This is a genomic window from Paenibacillus sp. HGH0039, from assembly GCF_000411255.1.
Taxonomy (GTDB): Bacteria; Bacillota; Bacilli; order Paenibacillales; family NBRC-103111; genus Paenibacillus_F.
In genome coordinates, this window is sequence record NZ_KE150413.1 from 1,851,325 (window position 1) to 1,868,020 (window position 16,696).

Sequence of the window (16,696 nt, forward strand, 5' to 3'; positions counted from 1 at the left end):
ACCCGTTCGGGAATGGAAAAAGGAAAGAAGGAGGCGCTTCGATGACCGAGCAGCTAGAGATGATGACGAATCAACCGAACCAGCCGGCGGAATACGATGCCGATGCGATTCAGGTACTGGAGGGGCTGACGGCTGTCCGCAAAAGGCCGGGCATGTACATCGGCAGCACAAGTACTTCGGGACTGCATCATCTGGTTTGGGAAATCGTCGATAACGCGGTCGATGAACACCTCGCGAAGCATGGTTCCAAAATTGACGTGACGCTTCATAAAGACGGATCCGTCACCGTACAGGATAACGGCCGGGGCATCCCGACCGGCATGCACAAGACCGGCATACCGACGCCGCAGGTTGTATTTACGATTCTTCATGCCGGAGGAAAATTCGGCGGCGGCGGGTACAAGAAGTCCGGCGGCCTTCACGGCGTCGGCGCTTCCGTAACGAACGCTCTGTCCGAGTGGCTGGAAGTCACGATCTTTCGAGACGGCAAGATACATAAACAGCGTTTCGAATATTGGATCGACAAGAAGGGCGTGGAGCACGTAGGGGAACCGAGAACCGGACTAGAGGTGACGGGGACCACGAACAAAACAGGTACGCGCGTTACCTTCAAGCCGGACCGCCGCGTTTTCCAGAACGGCATTGCGATCAGCTACGATACCCTCGCCGAACGGCTTCAGGAAATCGCTTTTCTGAACTCCGGGCTGGAGGTTATTCTGAAAGACGAGCGCACGGACCAGGCCGAAACGTTCAAATACGACGGCGGAGCGAGCGAGTTCGTCAAGTTCCTCAACGAGGGCAAATCGGTCATGCACGACGTGATCCACTTCGCATCCGAGAAGGACGACATCGAGGTGGAAGTCGCGCTCCAGTATAACGACGGCTACACGGAAACGATCGCTTCGTTCGTGAACTCGATTCCGACACGCGGCGGCGGGACCCATGAAACCGGCTTTAAAATCGCCTATACGCGGGCGATGAACGAATATGCCCGCAAAACCGCCATTTTGAAGGAAAAAGAAAAAAATCTCGACGGAACCGACCTGCGGGAAGGCATGATGGCGGTAATCAACATCAAGATGGGCGAGGTCGAATTCGTCGGCCAGACGAAAGACCAGCTCGGCAGCGCATCGGCGAGAAGCGCCGTAGACGCTATCGTGTCGGAGAAAATGGCCGTATTCCTGGAGGAAAACCCGCAAATCGCCCAGAGCATGCTGAAAAAAGCGATCCAGTCGGCCAAGGCCCGTGAAGCGGCCCGCAAAGCGCGCGAGGAAGTGCGCAGCGGCAAGAAAGGCCGCAGCGAAAGCTCCAATCTCGGAGGCAAGCTGACGCCGGCGCAGTCGAAAGATTACGCCCGCAACGAGTTGTTCATCGTGGAAGGCGATTCCGCGGGAGGCTCCGCGAAGCAGGGCCGCGATTCGAAGCATCAGGCGATTCTGCCCCTGAAAGGGAAGCCGCTCAACCCGGAGAAAGCGAAGCTCGCCGATATTCTCAAGAACGACGAATATAGGGCGATCATCGCGACTATCGGCGCGGGAGTCGGCTCCGAATTTGCCCTCGAGGAGAGCAACTACGGCAAAATCATTATCATGACCGATGCCGATACGGACGGCGCCCATATTCAGGTGCTGCTCCTGACGTTTTTCTACCGGTACATGAAACCTTTAATAGATAACGGCAAAGTCTATATCGCGCAGCCGCCGCTTTTTAAAGTGACCAAGAAAGCAGGCAAAAACAGTGCGGTCCACTACGCTTGGACCGATGATCAACTGCAGGCGCTCCATAAGGAGCTGGGCAAAGGCATCGAACTGCAGCGCTATAAAGGACTGGGAGAAATGAACCCGAACCAGTTGTGGGAAACGACGATGGACCCGGGAAGCCGCACTTTGCTGCAAGTGCAGATTGAGGACGCGGCCAAGGCGGAGCGCCGGGTATCGACGCTGATGGGCGACAAAGTCGATCCGCGTAAACGATGGATTATCGAAAATGTAGACTTTACTGAATCCGAAGAGTGACTGAACGTCTAGAGGTGAACCGAGTTGAGCAGTTTGGAACAGTTTTTACCCGCGTTTCTGGAGGAAGTAGTAGGGGACCGGTTCGGCCGCTACTCTAAATATATTATTCAAGACCGGGCGATTCCCGATGTCCGTGACGGACTGAAGCCCGTGCAGCGCCGCATCTTGTATGCCATGTACGATTCCGGGAATACTCCGGACAAACCGTACCGGAAGTCGGCGAAGACGGTCGGGGATGTCATGGGTAACTATCACCCTCACGGGGACAGCCCTATTTACGAGGGTATGGTGCGCATGGCGCAGCCTTGGAAAATGGGTCACGTGCTCGTCGACGGCCACGGCAACTGGGGTTCGATCGACGACGATCCGGCCGCCGCTATGCGGTATACCGAAGCAAGGCTATCGCCCATTGCGATGGAACTGCTTCGCGATATCGAGAAGCGGACCGTGCTTTTCAAAGATAATTTCGACAATACGACCAAAGAACCCGTTGTTCTTCCTTCCCGCTATCCGAACCTGCTGGTTAACGGTGTAAGCGGGATATCGTCCGGATTCGCGACAGAGATTCCGCCGCATAACCTGCGTGAAGTTATCGATGCGTGTACCGCGCTGATCGATGCGCCGGACATCGGCCTGGAAGAGCTGATGCGTCATATGAAAGGCCCCGATTTTCCGACGGGGGGCATCATCATGGGCGAGGAAGGCATCCGGGACGCGTACAATACGGGCAAGGGCCGCATTTACGTCCGTTCCAAGACGGAGATTCAGGACCTCAAAGCGGGCCGGCAGCAGATTGTGGTGACGGAAATTCCGTACCAAGTCGTGAAGTCGAGACTGGTTACCGCCATTGAAAATATCCGTCTGGAGAAAAAAGTCGAAGGCATTGCCGAAGTCCGCGACGAAAGCGGAAGAGACGGCATGCGCATCGTCGTGGAGCTTAAGAAGGAAGCCGACGCCCAGGGGATTCTGGCTTATCTGCTGAAAAAGACCGATCTCCAGGTCACCTATAATTTCAATATGGTGGCCATCGTGAACAAGACGCCGAAGCAGCTCGGTTTGAAAGACATGCTGTCGGCCTACATTGAGCACCAGAAGGAAGTTGTCACGTTCCGCTCCCAGTACGATCTTGAGAGGGCGGAAGACCGTGCGCATGTCCTGGAAGGGCTTGTCAAGGCGCTGAACATTCTGGACGAAGTCATCGCGGCCATCAAAGCGTCCAAAAACCGTCTCGATGCCCAGAAAAATCTCGTCACCCAGTTTGGTTTCACGGAGCGCCAGGCCGATGCGATTCTGGTACTCCAGCTATACAGGCTGACGAACCTGGAAATTACTTCGCTGGAAAAAGAACTGAAAGACGTGCAGAAGACGATTAATCATCTGCGCGGCATTCTGGGAAGCATGAAGAAGCTACTCGGCGTGATCAAGGACGAAATAAACGAAATCCGCACAAAGTACGGCATTGAGCGCCGATCGGATATCCAGAACGAGGTTGAGGAAATCAAGGTTAACCTGGAAGTGATGGTGACGCCGGAGGATGTTCTCGTTACGCTGTCCAACGAAGGGTATATTAAACGGACAAGCATGCTCTCTTATACAAGATCGGGCGGCGCGGTCGACAACACAGGACTTAAGGAAGGCGACTATCTCCGTCATCTGAAGGAAGTCAACACGATCGAAAGCCTGCTCATTTTCACAAACAAGGGGCAGTATTTCCTTCTTCCCGTCCATCTCATTCCGGAGTACAAATGGAAAGATAACGGCACCGCTATCGTGAACATTATTCCGATTGCGAAAGATGACCGGATCGTGGACATGATCCCCGTGAAAGATTTTAACGAAGAAGGCAAATCGCTCGTCTTCATTACCCGTAAAGGGCAGGTCAAACGGACCGACCTAAAGGAGTATTACACGAACCGCTCCAGCGGCATTGTCGCTTGCAAAGTAGGAGCCGGCGACGAGATCCTGCATGTCCAGCTTAGCGACGGAACGAAGGATATCATGCTGGCGACGAAGCAGGGGATGAGCATCCGTTTCCGCGAGGAGGAAGTCAACCCGATGGGGCGCGCCGCGGCGGGAGTCCGCGGGCTTCAGCTGCGGGAAGGCGATGAAGTGGTTGCGGCGGATTGGGTATACGGAGATGAGGGCGAGGTGCTCGTTATCTCCGATCTCGGCTATGCCAAACGTACACTGCTGGTGGATTACCCGCTGCAGGGACGCGGAGGCAAAGGGATCGGCACGTTTGAATTTAAGGAAGGCAAGCGCGTGAAATCTAACGGCAGCGAGCTGGTCGGCATGTTCTATTTCAAACAGGACTACGAAATCACTGCCTGGAACAGCAGCGGAGAGAAAACTGTCTTCAAAACCAACCAGGCCCCGCTTGATGACCGTAAATCGATTGGAAAGCAGCTTGTGCCGGTTTCCAAAGGCGAAAGGATTGCCGCCCTTGTTAAGAACGCAAGCCTGGATAAACGTCCGCCGAACGCGTGACACATCTCCCATTAAAAATCAATCATAGCTGGTGGTAGGCGGATCCATCGTTTCCATGAGCTGAAAAGCGATTTCCAGTACGACCCACAGAGGCACTTGTTCGTCCAGACGTTCGAGCCAGCCCGGGTCCTTCAATAAACCAAGATCAAGTGCGCGCTGTCCCAGCGCGCTTTTTTTTATGTGCACGGGCAATCCCTCCTTCTACCGTTTACTTACAGTGTATGTGCATCCGCCCAGAAATGTGCAGGACAGCCGCGTTTTAGAGAACAGGGGAAGAGAAGCGTGCACAGGAGGGGAAATAGGAAAGGGGTGCCGACTGAAAGGAGGAAGGAGTAAGGAGAAAGGAGAAAGGAGTAAGAAACAGGATAGCGGCATCGGTCATCGACCCGATCCGGTCCGAATCGGACCGCGCTTACCAAATCGCGCAGAAGCCGGTGGACGGGATTTTGTGCAAAACGTTAGGCGAGCATAAGCGGAGGGATGGATTGAAAACCAGGGAATTTAACCGTTTAAAGATGCCGGGGGAAGGAGCGGAAACGCCGGAGAGGAAAATGAGAAGCGCAAAAACGAGGCTAAAGACGCAGACGCTGGTTCTCGCAATTCGGACAACTTTTCCGCCGGCAGAGCCCGTAACTTAGCGAAAAGACGCGAAATGCCTGACTTATTGTCTTAAAGTATTAACGGCATTAACCTATATTTCGCCATTGGACACGTGATATACTTGGATGGAAGAGTGGATGAGCCTTGAATCGGAGGAGTGATTGCAATTGTATTCGGTAGAATTTGCGAAACTGTGGACGAAGCTTTCCAAGGAGCTCAAATCCAATATGGAAGACCAGCTTGCACCAACGATAACGGAAGGCCAGCTTCACGTGCTGGAGCTGCTTGCGGCGAACGGCACGATGAAGCCTTCCGATTTTATTGAATATTTGGCTACGACGCCGGCGGCCGTGACGACTCTGCTGGACCGCATGGAGCGAGCGGGACTCATTACCCGGAGCCGGGATGAAAAAGACCGCCGCGTCGTATGGGTCGACGCGACGGACAAAGGAAAATCCGAGCGGGAGCGCGGGCTGCAGATCCGTGAGGAAGTTCTGGATGCCTATCTCAGCCGCATTTCCTCCCACAATCAGCAGCTACTCGTTTATCTGCTCGGGAAGGTTGCGAACTAGTTCCTGCCACAAGAACCAGGGGTGACGCTCGGGAGGCACCGACCGGAAGGTCAGCGTCTCCTGCTGCGTCGGGTGCGGGAAGGACAAACGGGCCGACCAGAGAGCAAGCTGCTGACCCGGTTCGTTCGCTCCGGCACCGTACCGCTGATCCCCGTACAGAGGGCAGCCGATGGCCGCCAGCTGTACCCGGATCTGATGCGGCCTGCCCGTGTGCAGCTTCACCAGGACGAGGCTGAGCCCTTCGGCGCTGCCGAGCACCCGGTAGTCAAGGAGCGCCTCTTTGGCGCCGTCCTTGCCGGGTTTGACCACGGATACGGTGTTTGTCCGCGTATCCTTGAGCAGCCAGTGCCGCAGGGAGCCCTGCGGCTCCTTGGGTCTGCCCCGCACGACGGCCGCGTACGTCTTGTCGAACGTCCGTGTCCGCACGCTGTCGGAGAGGCGGGAAGCCGCCTTGGATGTTTTGGCGAACACCATGACGCCGCCGACAGGCCGGTCCAGCCGGTGCACGAGCCCGAGGAAGACGTTGCCCGGCTTATGATGCCGGCGCTTCAGGTCTTCCTTGAGCACGCTCAGAAGATCGGGATCGCGCGAGCTGTCCTCCTGCGTCGGCATATTGACGGGCTTCTCCACGACCAGCACGTGGTTGTCTTCGTAGAGGACGGGAATCGCCGCCCCGTCCGCCGCATGCTTCGGTCCCGCCATGGCTTACGCCTCCCAGCGGCCGAGAATCCCGCACGGCAGCGTCAGCTCGCTTGCGGTGATCGGAAGCCCGATTTCGCCTGCGGTAATATGTCCGCCGTAACGCTTGTGCATCGCCAGGGTCAAAATATTTTTGAGCACCGTGGAAGAGATGCCGGTCGTATACGAATTGACGAGCAGGAACAGCGGGTTGTCCGATAAGATCGTCATGCACGTCTCGATAAACGGATACAAATCGTCCTCAAGCTTCCAGGTTTCCCCGTTGGGTCCGCGTCCGTAGGACGGAGGGTCCATGATGATGGCGTCGTATTTGTTGCCGCGGCGCTGCTCGCGCTGGACGAATTTGAATACGTCGTCCGTAATGAATCGCACATGGCGGTCTGCGAGGCCGGACAGCTCGAGGTTTTCTTTCGCCCACTGCACAACGCCTTTCGAAGCGTCGACATGGACGACCGAAGCGCCCGCATGGGCGCAGGCGACAGTGGCGCCGCCCGTGTAAGCGAACAGATTCAACACTTTAATGGGACGGCCGGCATTGCTTATCTTGTCCATCATCCAGTCCCAGTTGGCGGCCTGCTCGGGGAAGAGGCCCGTATGCTTGAATCCGGTCGGTTTAATATGAAACCGGAGTTTGTTGTCATACGAGATCGTCCAGCGTTCCGGCAGGGTCTGGCGGAAGTCCCAGTTGCCGCCTCCGGAAGAACTGCGCCGGTAATGCCCCGCGGCCTGCTTCCAGTTTGCCGTTTCGGCCGTCAGCGGCCAAATAATTTGCGGGTCGGGACGCCGCAATACATAAGAACCCCAGCGTTCGAGTTTTTCTCCTCCGCCGGTGTCCAGGAGTTCATAGTCGTTCCAGCGATTAGCTACATACATCGGTTCATTTCCTTCTTTCCTCGCGTCAAAATGTACAGCGGTTCCTCATTCAAAAACAGCAATCCGTCCGCGGGCGGATGCCGGTATAACTTGCGGTTTTTAACACCGTTTTCTTCTAAGCATCTATTGTACAACATCCCTTGATGGAAGCCAATATAAGGAGTGTGCCCGATAAAGCGCCTATTCGTTTCACGGAGTGCCGAATCGGGTACAAAAAGATGACTATACAAGAGGGGGATGGGTTGAAGCATATGGCGGGTAAACAGATCCCCGGCTCCGAAGACATCTACTTGTTCCATGAAGGAACTTCTTATCACAGTTATCGCCTATTCGGGGCACACGCAGAGAAAAGGGGTAAGACAACGGCCGTACGCTTTACCGTTTGGGCGCCTCATGCCCGTGAAGTGCGCGTCGTCGGCGATTTTAACGAATGGAACGGAGAAAACCACCGCATGGAGACCGTGCCGGAATCGGGCGGCATCTGGACGCTTGCGGTTCCCGGTCTGGCGGAAGGCTCCCTATACAAATATGAAATCCACACACCGGACGGCCGGATCATCCTGAAAGCCGATCCTTATGCCGTTTATTCGGAGCTGCGCCCGGGAACCGCTTCCCGCTTTTATAATTTGGACGGGTACAAGTGGGGGGACCAGAACTGGCGGCGCCAGCGCGCCCGGAAACCGGCATACGATCAGCCTTTAAACATTTACGAAGTCCATCTCGGAACTTGGAAGAAGAAAAGCCGCGAAGAGGACGTGCTCCTCTCCTACCGAGAGCTGGCGGACGAACTTGTCGCTTACGTTCTCGAAATGGGATATACCCATATCGAGCTGCTTCCGCTTGCGGAGCATCCTTTCGACCGTTCCTGGGGCTATCAGGCGACGGGCTATTTTTCGGTGACGAGCCGATTCGGCGAACCGAGAGACTTTATGTATTTCGTGGATAGGTGTCACCAGGCGGGCATCGGCGTCATTATGGACTGGGTGCCGGGTCATTTCTGCAAAGACGCCCACGGCCTGCGCCAGTTTGACGGACAACCGCTCTATGAACCGGATGAGCCCAATCTGGCCGAAAAGCCGGAATGGGGGACGCTGGCCTTTGATTTTAACAAGCCGGAGGTTCACAGCTTCCTTGTTTCCAACGCGATGTTCTGGATGGACAAATATCACATTGACGGCATAAGGGTCGATGCGGTAGCGAGCATGCTGTATTTAAACTTCGGCAAGCCGCAGTCCATGTGGGTCGCGAACGAGCACGGAGGGGACGAGAATCCGGCCGCGATCCGGTTTTTGAAGAAATTAAACACCGTCGTCTTCGGCTCCTATCCGAACGCCTTGATGATGGCCGAGGATTCCACCGATTGGCCTCAAGTCACGACGCCTGTCGATGCGGGCGGACTGGGCTTTAATTACAAGTGGAACATGGGCTGGATGAACGACATGCTGAACTATATGAAAATGGACCCGATCCACCGGAAGCATCACCATAATCTGATCACGTTCTCGTTTATGTACGCGTTCAACGAAAATTTCGTGCTGCCGCTTTCGCATGACGAAGTTGTGCATGGCAAGCGGTCCATTCTGCATAAAATGCCGGGGGATTACTGGCAGAAGTTTGCCAACACCCGCGTGCTTTACGGTTATATGTCCGGTCATCCGGGGAAAAAGCTTCTGTTCATGGGCGGCGAATTCGCCCAGTTCGACGAATGGAAGGACCTGGAGGATCTGGACTGGTTTTTGCTGGACTATGAGCTGCACGGCAAAATGCAGGCCTATGTCCGGGCCTTGAACCGCTTCTACCTGGAGCAGCCTGCCTTATGGCAGAACGATCACGGCCACGACGGGTTCCAGTGGATTTCGCCCGACGATTCCAGCCAGAGCGTCGTCGCTTTTATCCGCAAAGGCAAGAAGGCCAAGGACGATCTCATCGTCGTGTGCAACTTTACGCCGGTCGTCCATCCGGATTACCGGATCGGCGTTCCCGGACCGGGGACGTATGCCGAAATCTTCAACAGCGACGACGAAGCTTACGGCGGGTCGGGCCAGGCCAACCGGCAGCCGCTTGCGAGCGAAGCGGTTCCGCTGCACGGTTTTGACTACAGCTTGTCGCTTCGCGTACCGCCGCTTGCCGCAGTTTATCTGAAACGATCACAAGTCGAACGTACCTCGCGACGAAAGGGGAAATCGAAAGATGCGAAGTAAAGAATGTATTGCCATGCTGCTTGCCGGAGGAGAGGGAAGACGACTCGGCGTGCTGACGCAGCAGCTGGCGAAACCGGCCGTTCATTTCGGCGGAAAGTACCGCATTATCGATTTCACGCTCAGTAACTGCACGAACTCGGGCATCGACACGGTAGGGGTGCTCACCCAATACCAGCCTCTCGTGCTGAACTCCTACATCGGCATTGGCGGGGCATGGGACCTGGACCGTAAAAACGGAGGCGTAACGGTGCTGCCTCCTTTTATGGAGCAGGGCGGCGGCGACTGGTATCAGGGGACGGCGAATGCGATTTACCGCAATATCGGGTTTATCGACCGCTATGAGCCGGAGTACGTGCTGATCATCTCGGGGGACCACATCTATAAAATGGATTACGATCGGCTGCTCACTTACCACAAAACGAAGGGTGCGGACGCCACGATCGCGGTGATTGAGGTCAAGTGGGAAGAGGCGTCGCGTTTCGGCCTTCTAAGCGTAAATGAAGAAAGCGAAATTACGGAGTTCGCGGAAAAACCGAAAGAACCCAAAAGCAACCTCGCTTCCATGGGCGTATATATGTTTACCTGGAAGGCGCTTAAAAAATATCTGATCCAGGATAACGAAAATCCGGACTCCAGCAAAGATTTCGGGAAGGACATCATTCCGGCCATGCTGGAAGAAGGGGCGAACCTCGTAGCGTACCCTTTCCAGAGCTACTGGAAGGATGTCGGCACCATTCAGAGCTTGTGGGAAGCGAATATGGACCTGCTGGACGATCCGACCCAGCTGAACCTGAACGATAAATCGTGGCGTATCTATTCCGTGACGCCTTATCAGCCTGCCCAGTTTGTTTCGGACGGGGCCCAAGTACGCCGTTCACTCGTGAACGAAGGCTGCTCCGTGTTCGGGGATGTGGACCACTCCGTCCTGTTCTACGGCGTCCATATCGGCGAGGGCAGCGTCATCCGGGATTCCGTCATTATGCCGGGAGCGAGAATCGGCAGCAATGTCACCATCCGCAAGGCGATCATCGGGGAAAATACGATCGTGGACGACGGGGCGACCGTAGGAGACGGGGAAGAGATCGTGCTGATCGGCGGAGGAGAACACATACGGGCCACTACGGAGTTGAAAGGATGAGGGTAGCATGAAGCATGTAATGGGCGTTATCAATCTGGTGAACGAGCCGGACGATCTGGAAGAGCTTACGCTTCACCGCTGTGCTGGCTCGGTTCCGTTCGGAGGCCGTTATCGGCTGATCGATTTTATTTTATCCAACATGGTGAATTCCTCGATCGGCAACGTGGCTGTGTTTACCCAGCACAAGTACCGTTCCCTGATGGATCATCTGGGTTCCGGCAAGGAATGGGACCTCGACCGCAAGAGAGGCGGCCTGTTCGTGCTGCCGTCCGTCCAGGACGATCCGGCGGGCATGTCGCGCGGAGATTTGTTCCAATTCTATTCCCACCGCGATTATTTCTACCGGGGCCGGGAAGAGCTGGTCATCATCGGCCGCAGCCATATGGTATGCAACATTAATTTCGAAGACGCCGTCCGCTACCACGAAGATATGAGAGCGGATGTTACCGTCATTTATAAAGAGGCGGAAGAGGAATACTCGGGCAGCTACCGCCGCCTTGCGGTACGTCCGGACGGCAGAGTGACGGTCATAGAGGACCAGACCGGACGTCTGCGTACGGACAACGTGTCCATGGAAATGTATATCATGAGCAAATCGCTCCTTCTGGACATGGTGGAGACTTGCCTGGCGCAGGGCTACGATCATCTGGTCCGGGACGGGATCATGAAGAACGTCGACAAGCTGAACGTGGTCGGCTACCGCCATGACGGCTATCTCGGAATCGTGAATTCGATCCAGGGCTACTACCGGCACAGCATGGAACTGCTGGACCCGTCGGTGCTGCGGGAGTTGTTCTTCCGCAAGGATCTCATCTACACCAAGGTAAAGGACGAACCGCCTGCCCGTTACGAGGCCACCGCGAACGTGCGCAATTCCCTGATCGCCAACGGCTGCGTCATTGAAGGCAAGGTCGATAACAGCATCTTGTCGCGGGGGGTAAAAATCAGCAAGGGGGCTGTCGTGAAAAACAGCATTATCCTGCAGAACTGCTCCATTGAAGAAAATGTCGTGATCGAGAACGCCATTCTCGACAAGGACGTGTTCATCAGCCGGGGGCGTGTATTGACCGGGGATGTTCGGGCACCTTTCATAGCAGCGAAAATGAAGGTCATCTAAAACGGATTCCGACAATCAAAAGCCGTAACCGGACGCCGCCGAGCGGTTCCGGTTTGGCTTTTTCAAATAGAACTTAGAAGAAATTCAGAAGACGGGAGTGGAGACGTACATGAACATTTTGTTTGCGGCTTCGGAAGCGGCGCCTTTCGCCAAGACGGGCGGATTGGGTGATGTAATCGGGTCCCTGCCCAAGGAACTTAAACGCAACGGAGCGGATGTCCGGGTCATTCTGCCCAAATATGACGAGATTCCTCAAGTATTCAAAGACAAGATGGAGACGGCGAACCTCGTCACGTTCCGCGTAAATCTGGGCTGGCGCTCGCAGTACTGCGGCATCCAAACCCTGGAACACGAAGGCGTCACGTTTTATTTCGTGGACAACGAGTTTTATTTCCGCAGAAGCGGGCATTACGGATACGGCGACGATGCCGAAAGATTCGCGTTTTACTGCCGGGCCGTAATCGACTCGCTTCCGCATATCGGCTTCAAGCCCGATGTGATTCACTGCCACGACTGGCAGGCGGGCATGATTCCGGTTTTGCTTAGAGCGCAGTACAGCCCGTACTATCCGTTCTATGAAGATATCAAAACGGTCATAACGATACACAATCTGCGCTACCAGGGGCTTTTCTCCAAAGAGACGATGATGGATCTGTTCGGCCTGGACGCCGGCTATTTCAACGGGGATCAGCTCGAAATGTACGACGGCGGCAGCTTCCTGAAAGGCGGACTGCTGTATTCCGATCGCATTACGGCGGTTAGCCCGACTTACGCGGAGGAGATCCGCACGCCGTTCTTCGGCGAGCATATGGACAGCCTGCTGCGCTACCGCAGCGAGGCGACCGTAGGCATCGTCAACGGGATCGACTACGATCTCTTCAATCCGATGACCGATTCCCATCTGGCTGTCACGTACCGGGACTCCTTGTCCAAAAAGCGGCTGAATAAAACGCACCTTCAGCAGCGGCTGGGGCTGCCGGTCCGCGACGACGTGCCGGTTATATCGCTGGTGACCCGGCTGGTACAGCAGAAGGGGATCGATTTGATCCGTCACGTGCTGCCGGAGCTGCTGTCCCTGGATGCCCAATGGGTGATCGTGGGAACCGGGGATCACGAATATGAGCAGCTGTTCCGCGAGGCGGCGGCCCGGCATCCCGACAAGCTGGCTGCGTACATCGCCTTCGACGACGGGCTTGCCCGTCAGGTATACGCCGGCTCGGACCTCTTCCTGATGCCGTCGCTCTTCGAGCCCTGCGGAATCGGTCAGCTCATCGCGATGCGCTACCGCACGGTGCCGATCGTCCGCGAGACGGGCGGTTTGAAGGATACGGTGCAGCCTTACAATGAGTTTACCGGCGAAGGCACGGGCTTCAGCTTCAACTCGTACAACGCTCACGATATGCTGCATACGGTCAGACGTGCGGTGCATTTCTATCTTCATGACCAGGATGCCTGGCGCAACCTGATGGCGAACATCAAGAAGACCGATTTCAGCTGGAAAAAATCGGCCCTGCAGTACAAGTCGCTGTACCAGGAACTCATCCGGGAGGCGGCGGACGCGTCCAAAGAGCGCCAGAGAGCCTGGCAGGAAGCGGAGCGGCGGCGCGGTGAACAGGAAGCTCAGCTCCGGGTGGCTGCGGCTCATGCGGCCCAGCTGAGGGAAGCGGCTCCGGCCGCGGCGAGCGGCCGGACCTCCGCCGGACCTAAGTCCGCTGCCGTCAGCGAGACGGGAGAAGACGACGGCGGCGGGGCCCCCGGAGGCAAAGCCTGGTGGAAAGAGAGCGTCGTCTACCAGATTTATCCGCGCAGTTTTAAAGACAGCAACGGAGACGGAATCGGGGATATTCCCGGCATCATCTCGAAGCTGGATTACTTGAAGGAGCTCGGCGTCGACGTGATCTGGCTGTCTCCGGTTTATCAATCGCCCAATGACGACAACGGCTACGATATTAGCGATTACCGCGGGATTATGGACGATTTCGGAACGATGGCGGATTGGGAGAAGCTGCTCGCGGAAGTGCACAGCCGGGACATGAAGCTTATTATGGATCTCGTCGTAAACCATTCGTCGGACGAGCATGCCTGGTTCCTGGAATCCCGCTCCTCCAAAGAGAATCCCTACCGGGATTATTACATTTGGAGGCCCGGCCGTGACGGACGGGAGCCGAACAACTGGACGAGCATCTTCAGCGGTCCCGCCTGGGAGTATGACGAGCAGACCGGGGAGTATTACCTTCATTTGTTCAGCCGCAAGCAGCCGGATTTAAACTGGGAGAACCCGAGGGTGCGCGAGAAAATCTACGATATGATGACGTGGTGGCTGGATAAGGGAATCGACGGATTCCGCATGGACGTCATTAACATGATCTCCAAGACGGAGGGACTTCCAAGCGCGGGCGGAGACCGGTATGCATGGGGCGGAGATTATTTTATGAACGGCCCGAGGGTGCATGAGTTTTTGCGGGAAATGAACGAAAAGGTGCTTTCCCGTTACGATATCATGACGGTCGGCGAAACACCGGGTGTAACCCCGGACGACGCGGCCCGTTATGCGAATGCGGACGGCACCGAGCTGAACATGGTGTTCCAGTTCGAGCACATGGAGCTGGACAGCGGCTGGGGCGGCAAATGGGACCCGTGCGCCTGGAAGCTGAAGGATCTGAAAGCGACGATCGGCCGCTGGCAGACGGGGCTGCACGGACGCGCGTGGAACAGCTTGTACCTGAACAACCATGACCAGCCGAGAATGGTGTCCCGGTTCGGTAACGACCGCGAATACCGCGTGGAGTCGGCCAAAATGCTGGCGACCTTCCTTCATACGCTGGAGGGAACGCCTTACATTTATCAGGGCGAGGAGCTCGGCATGACGAACGTACACTTCAAAGGGATTGAGGATTGCCGGGACGTCGAGACGCTGAACATGTACCGGGAGCGCGTCACCGAAGGCGGCGGCAATCACGACGAGGTCATGAACGCGATCCGCATCAAAGGGCGGGATAACGCCCGGACTCCGATGCAGTGGAGTCCGGAGGAGAACGCAGGTTTTACGACCGGAACGCCGTGGCTGCACGTTAATCCGAACTATACGGAGATTAATGCGGAAGCGGTCTTAGCCGACACGGACTCTATTTTTCATTATTACCGGAAGCTGATCGCGCTCCGCAAAATTCACCCGGTAATCGTGTACGGCAGCTATGAAATCGTGGCCGAGGAAGACGAGCGCATTTACGCGTATACCCGCACGCTCGGTAACGACAGGCTGTTCGTTATGCTCAACTTTACCGGAGAAACGGCTTCCTTCGCGAGCCCGTACCCGCTTCTGGCCGGGGGCGGCGGTGAGCTGCTTATCGCCAACTACCCCGTCGGGGAAGGAAGCGAGACGAGCGGTCTGGACGCGGAGCTTCAGCTTCGTCCCTTTGAAGCCAGGGTCTATCTGCTGAAGGCCTTCTAGGAGGCGCACAGCTTGTCTGCGTAAACCGTTCCCGCATCCTGTTGAAAGCATCTGAGACCCCGGCGGTTTCAGGTGCTTTTTAACAGAAAAAAGCGGAGCGGATTCGTTTACGTTGCGAGTTCCGCCGAGCGCAGTCGCGCCGGTTAAAGCTGCCTCAAGCTGCGCCGTCCGGGAAGAACGAACGGGTTGTGGCGCACGGGGCATCCGGCCATTTTCAAGATTCTTAAGAAATTTCGGGATAAATATCCGTTGAAGGAGGAGGAAAACCGTTGAAAAAGTGGTTGATGTCTGGTGCGGCTTTCTTGCTGCTCGCAAGCTCCGCCTCCATTCTGGCTCCAGTCCGGGCGAAGGCTATGGTGGTAAACGTTCCGTGGGACGTGACGCTGATCCAGGAGACGATTATGTACGAAGACGAAGCGTTCACCAAGCCTGCGGGCAGCCTGGCTCCTCTTCAGACCGTCCATATTACGAAGAGAGACAGCCAGTGGAGCATGGCGGATAACACGGAAGAGAAGGGATATCTCATTGAAACGTGGCAGGGGGAGAAATGGATCAAAGCCGATCCGGAAACGCTCATTCCCGGCAAGTATAAGACCGAAACCGCGACGATCACTCTGGTAGATAAGCAGGAGCTGTACGATGAGCCTCTTCAGGAAGCGGCCAGCGGAACGGTCATTTCCCCGCAGCAGGTAACGGTCACGGGAACGATCGAATGGGATGGAGCGGACTTCGGCCCTCCCCGGACGATAAAATTTTACCGCATCCAGACATGGCTGGGAGACAAGTGGATCTACGACAGCTTTTATAAGGAAGCCGTTCAGGAAAAAGCGGTCTCCACGACCGTCGACCTTTTCCAAGCTACGGACAGCTTCGAGCTGCCTTACACGGGGCTAACCAAAACGGGAACGCTGAAAACCGGCAGGTACCCGGTGACGGCCGTATGGGAGCTTCCGCCTACGCTCGGCGACGGCAGTCCGACCTGGTATAAAGTTTCCCTCCCGGAAGGGGATCGTTGGATTTTACCCGAGGGCGAGCTGGCGGGTGTTCGGGAAACGACGGGCAAGGCGGAACTTCCGACCGGCGGCAAAGGGTTTGCGAAGCCGACTTATTACGACGATGAAAATTACACGGAAGTCGCGCCGGGCAGCTACGACGCATTCGAAACGTGGAAGGACGGAGAGCTGGAGTGGGTGCACATCCGCACGGAGTCCGCAGCGTTATGGGTCAATCCCGGTCTGGCGCTTAAAGTGCGGCCTGCCGGCATTATTCCGACGGACGAAGAAATTCCGCTGACCTCGCGTTCGGCAACGTACAAGTACCCGGATTGGAGCCGTATCCACAATATGAAGGGCTTTTTTGCCCCGCAGACCGTCAAAGCTTTCGAAAAGTGGCTGTCTCCCGAAGGGATCGCCTGGTATCATGTTCACGGTACCTGGGACGATTGGTGGATTCCGGAGAATGATGCCGAAGAACCCGCCAAACAGCCGGCAGAGCCGGAAATGAATTCAGCGGTATCCGGGTAAAGCGGACCATAACGTTCATT

The 16,696-nt window shown here is 56.0% G+C and carries 10 protein-coding genes and 2 pseudogenes; 9 read left to right on the forward strand and 3 right to left on the reverse strand.

Annotated elements, in window-relative coordinates; genetic code table 11:
- The first annotated feature begins 41 nt into the window (after positions 1-41).
- Positions 42-2,015 (forward strand): DNA topoisomerase IV subunit B, encoded by a 1,974-nt coding sequence (gene parE, locus HMPREF1207_RS22905; protein ID WP_009675625.1) that lies wholly within the window; start codon positions 42-44, stop codon positions 2,013-2,015.
- 24 nt (positions 2,016-2,039) lie between these two features.
- Positions 2,040-4,502, forward strand: a complete 2,463-nt coding sequence (gyrA, locus tag HMPREF1207_RS22910) for a DNA gyrase subunit A (protein WP_009675530.1) — start codon at positions 2,040-2,042, stop codon at positions 4,500-4,502.
- 18 nt (positions 4,503-4,520) lie between these two features.
- Here the strand turns inward: gyrA and HMPREF1207_RS29965 are convergent, their stop codons facing one another.
- Positions 4,521-4,688, reverse strand: a complete 168-nt coding sequence (locus tag HMPREF1207_RS29965) for a hypothetical protein (protein ID WP_009675479.1) — start codon at positions 4,686-4,688, stop codon at positions 4,521-4,523.
- A 581-nt stretch (positions 4,689-5,269) separates the two neighbouring features.
- Here HMPREF1207_RS29965 and HMPREF1207_RS22915 point away from each other — a divergent pair.
- Positions 5,270-5,674 carry a MarR family winged helix-turn-helix transcriptional regulator gene (locus HMPREF1207_RS22915; protein WP_009675620.1) on the forward strand — a complete coding sequence of 135 codons (405 nt, stop codon included), beginning with the start codon at positions 5,270-5,272 and terminating at the stop codon, positions 5,672-5,674.
- On the opposite strand, the gene HMPREF1207_RS22920 is transcribed toward HMPREF1207_RS22915, so the two are convergent.
- Both HMPREF1207_RS22920 and HMPREF1207_RS22925 read right to left on the reverse strand, forming a co-directional pair.
- Complete coding sequence (locus HMPREF1207_RS22920) at positions 5,639-6,376, reverse strand: RluA family pseudouridine synthase (protein ID WP_009675565.1); 738 nt, start codon at positions 6,374-6,376, stop codon at positions 5,639-5,641. The genes HMPREF1207_RS22915 and HMPREF1207_RS22920 overlap by 36 nt on opposite strands.
- A gap of 3 nt (positions 6,377-6,379) precedes the next feature.
- Positions 6,380-7,246, reverse strand: coding sequence for a class I SAM-dependent methyltransferase (locus HMPREF1207_RS22925; protein WP_009675594.1), 867 nt, complete (start codon positions 7,244-7,246; stop codon positions 6,380-6,382).
- Between the two features lie 251 nt (positions 7,247-7,497).
- Here HMPREF1207_RS22925 and glgB point away from each other — a divergent pair, with 251 nt between their 5' ends.
- The 6 genes and pseudogenes from glgB to HMPREF1207_RS22950 all read left to right on the forward strand — a co-directional run bounded on the left by glgB (position 7,498) and on the right by HMPREF1207_RS22950 (position 16,676).
- On the forward strand, positions 7,498-9,447 hold the full coding sequence (gene glgB, locus HMPREF1207_RS22930) for a 1,4-alpha-glucan branching protein GlgB (RefSeq protein ID WP_036740524.1): 1,950 nt from the start codon (positions 7,498-7,500) through the stop codon (positions 9,445-9,447).
- A complete protein-coding gene (locus HMPREF1207_RS22935) occupies positions 9,437-10,585 on the forward strand; it encodes a glucose-1-phosphate adenylyltransferase (RefSeq protein WP_009675521.1) in 1,149 nt (382 codons plus the stop codon). The genes glgB and HMPREF1207_RS22935 overlap by 11 nt, the downstream gene beginning before the upstream one ends.
- A 7-nt stretch (positions 10,586-10,592) precedes the next feature.
- Positions 10,593-11,702, forward strand: coding sequence for a glucose-1-phosphate adenylyltransferase subunit GlgD (glgD, locus tag HMPREF1207_RS22940; RefSeq protein ID WP_009675477.1), 1,110 nt, complete (start codon positions 10,593-10,595; stop codon positions 11,700-11,702).
- A gap of 109 nt (positions 11,703-11,811) precedes the next feature.
- Positions 11,812-13,233: pseudogene (gene glgA, locus HMPREF1207_RS30375) on the forward strand (glycogen synthase GlgA); the annotation flags it as partial.
- Between the two features lie 231 nt (positions 13,234-13,464).
- Positions 13,465-15,153, forward strand: a pseudogene (locus HMPREF1207_RS30380) (glycoside hydrolase family 13 protein); the annotation flags it as partial.
- 269 nt (positions 15,154-15,422) lie between these two features.
- On the forward strand, positions 15,423-16,676 hold the full coding sequence (locus HMPREF1207_RS22950; protein WP_009675533.1) for a hypothetical protein: 1,254 nt from the start codon (positions 15,423-15,425) through the stop codon (positions 16,674-16,676).
- Positions 16,677-16,696 lie beyond the last annotated feature (20 nt).

Bases quoted from the DNA above. Each gene is read 5' to 3' on its own strand.
- glgD (WP_009675477.1), top strand. From the start codon at position 10,593: ATGAAGCATGTAATGGGCGTTATCAATCTGGTGAACGAGCCGGACGAT.
- HMPREF1207_RS22925 (WP_009675594.1), bottom strand. From the start codon at position 7,246: ATGTATGTAGCTAATCGCTGGAACGACTATGAACTCCTGGACACCGGC.
- HMPREF1207_RS22935 (WP_009675521.1), top strand. From the start codon at position 9,437: ATGCGAAGTAAAGAATGTATTGCCATGCTGCTTGCCGGAGGAGAGGGA.
- parE (WP_009675625.1), top strand. From the start codon at position 42: ATGACCGAGCAGCTAGAGATGATGACGAATCAACCGAACCAGCCGGCG.
- HMPREF1207_RS22920 (WP_009675565.1), bottom strand. From the start codon at position 6,376: ATGGCGGGACCGAAGCATGCGGCGGACGGGGCGGCGATTCCCGTCCTC.
- glgB (WP_036740524.1), top strand. From the start codon at position 7,498: ATGGCGGGTAAACAGATCCCCGGCTCCGAAGACATCTACTTGTTCCAT.